Source organism: Stenotrophomonas sp. 05L44_2 (assembly GCF_056665995.1).
This window is the reverse complement of record NZ_JBFTNR010000773.1, coordinates 1-1,886: the sequence shown is the minus strand read 5'-3', so window position 1 is coordinate 1,886 and position 1,886 is coordinate 1. Positions and strand designations below refer to the sequence as shown.

Here is a 1,886-nt window from a genome sequence, read left to right as displayed (position 1 = left end):
GTCCTCGCCGTTGGGCACCGGCCGGATTTCACCGGACAGGCCGACTTCGCCGAACGCGATGGTCTTCTCGGCCAGCGGACGGTCCTGCAGCGAGGACAGCACCGCCAGCAGCACCGGCAGGTCGGCGGCGGTCTCCTGCACGCGGATGCCGCCGACCACGTTGACGAACACGTCCTGGTCGCCAACCAGCACGCCGCCATGCCGATGCAGCACCGCCAGCAGCATGGCCAGGCGGTTCTGCTCCAGCCCCACCGCCACGCGGCGCGGATTGGACAGCGGCGAGGCGTCGACCAGCGCCTGCACTTCCACCAGCAGCGGCCGGGTGCCCTCGCGGGTAACCATCACGCAGCTGCCCGGCTGGTGCGTGCTGGCACCGGAAAGGAAGATCGCCGACGGATTGGAGACCTCCTTCAGGCCCTTGTCGCCCATCGCGAACACGCCCAGTTCGTTGACCGCACCAAAGCGGTTCTTGAACGCGCGCAGCAGGCGGAAGCGGCTGCCGCTCTCGCCTTCGAAATACAGCACGGCATCGACCATGTGCTCCAGCACGCGCGGGCCGGCGATGCCGCCTTCCTTGGTCACATGGCCGACCAGGAACACGGCGGTTCCGGTTTCCTTGGCGAAACGCACCAGCCGTGCGGCACTCTCGCGCACCTGGCTGACCGAACCGGGCGCGGCGGTCAGCGTCTCGGTCCAGAGCGTCTGTACCGAATCGGCCACGATCAGCCGCGGCCCACTCTTGGTGGCGTGCTGCAGGATGGATTCGACACCGGTCTCGGCCAGCGCGTTGACGCCCTCCAGCGGCAGCTCCAGCCGATGCGCGCGGCCGGCGACCTGGGCCAGTGATTCCTCACCGGTGACGTAGAGCACCGGCAGGACCGCAGCCATCTTCGCCACCGCCTGCAGCAGCAGGGTGGATTTGCCGATGCCCGGATCACCACCGACCAGCACCACCGCGCCCTCGACCAGGCCGCCGCCGAGCACGCGGTCGAATTCACCGATGCCGGTGCTGACCCGGTTGTGTTCGGTCTGCGCCACGTCCTTCAGTGCGGTGATCTTCGGCGGGTCGATCTTGCCCGCCCAGCCGGCACGGCGCGAGGCGGGCGCCTTGGCCGCCGCAGCGCTCTCAAGGACGATTTCCGACAGCGAGTTCCAGGCATTGCACTCGGTGCACTGGCCTTGCCACTTGCTGTATTCGGCGCCGCATTCATTGCAGACATACGCGGTGCGGGCTTTGGCCATCGGAGATTTCCTGCAGGGGCAACGAGCGTGGCAGGATAGCCGAGCCGGGTCGCAGCTGCTGCGACCACTCAAGTCCCACCCGTCGGTGCCGATAGCGGTGGCGGGCGTGCGCCTTGCGGGCGCCCCTCCCTCCTCCTCTGGATTCAACATGACTGGTAGTTACAGTCAGAGCCTGGTCGCCATCTCGTTGCTGGTGGCCATGCTGGCATCGTATACCGCGCTGGATATGGCCGGCCGCCTGGCCACGGCCGAGGGCCGGGTCGCCCGCTGGTGGCTGGCCGGCGGTGCCGCCGCGATGGGCCTGGGCATCTGGTCGATGCACTTCATCGCGATGCTGGCCTTCAAGCTGCCGGTTCCGGTCGGTTACGACCTGGCGATCACCCTGTATTCGCTGGCGGTGTCGATCGGCGCGTCGGCCTATGCGCTGTGGCTGGTGTCGCGCCCCAGCCTGCCGTTGCAGCGGCTGGCCGCGGGTGCGGTGCTGATGGGACTGGGTATCGCCGCCATGCACTACCTGGGCATGGCCGCCATGCGCATGCAGCCCGGTATCGATTACCACCCCGGCTGGTTTGCCGCGTCGATCGCAGTGGCCATCGCTGCCGCCGGTGCAGCGCTGTGGATTGCCTTCCGGCTGCGCGTGGAAC

Annotated in this window: 2 protein-coding genes; one reads left to right on the top strand and one right to left on the bottom strand. The window is 68.3% G+C overall.

Features of this window, described 5'->3' with window-relative positions; translation table 11 throughout:
• A partial coding sequence (radA, locus tag AC1VAN_RS20450) for a DNA repair protein RadA (protein WP_480986599.1) occupies window positions 1-1,242 on the bottom strand: 1,242 nt, incomplete at its 3' end.
• 148 nt (window positions 1,243-1,390) lie between these two features.
• Between radA and AC1VAN_RS20445 the strand changes: the two genes are divergently transcribed.
• Window positions 1,391-1,886 (top strand): MHYT domain-containing protein (locus tag AC1VAN_RS20445; protein WP_480986598.1); only part of this gene is annotated, 496 nt, incomplete at its 3' end.